This window comes from Streptomyces sp. DH12, from assembly GCF_020873895.1.
Lineage (GTDB): Bacteria > Actinomycetota > Actinomycetes > Streptomycetales > Streptomycetaceae > Streptomyces.
In genome coordinates, this window is record NZ_JAHWGT010001315.1 from 1 (window position 1) to 425 (window position 425).

Annotated in this window: 1 protein-coding gene; it reads left to right on the top strand. The window is 63.3% G+C overall.

Annotated elements, in window-relative coordinates:
• A partial coding sequence (locus LPA54_RS39855; RefSeq protein WP_267488031.1) for an Imm10 family immunity protein occupies positions 1-273 on the top strand: 273 nt, incomplete at its 5' end.
• Between the last annotated feature and the right edge of the window lie 152 nt (positions 274-425).

Below are 425 nucleotides of genomic sequence, written 5' to 3' on the forward strand. Positions count from 1 at the left end.
GCGCAGAACATCCGTAACGGCAGCGACTCGTACTGTGTTGTCACCCCCAACCAGGGCACCGCGTACGGATGTGTGCGCACGGTGGAGTTGGAAGGGGACACCCTGCGGGTCACGCTCGACCCCGATTCCCTGGAGGCCCTGTTCCTGGACGACCCGGTAGTCGAGGCAGTCCTACATGCGCCGGCTGCGGACACAGCTCGCATGAGGGAGGCACTCACCCGCATCCTCTCCTACGGCCGACCGGACGCCCTCCCGATCGTGATCGGGGTCTAGTAGGGCTGGGCGGACTATGAGCGTCGACTGCAGGGTGAGGCTCATACCCAGAACATGGCGACAAGGCAAGCTGTACAGCAAGGAAGTACAGCAACCGCATCAACCAGCCTCGACCAGTAGCGCCTAAGAGGGGCCATGAAGCGGCCTGTATG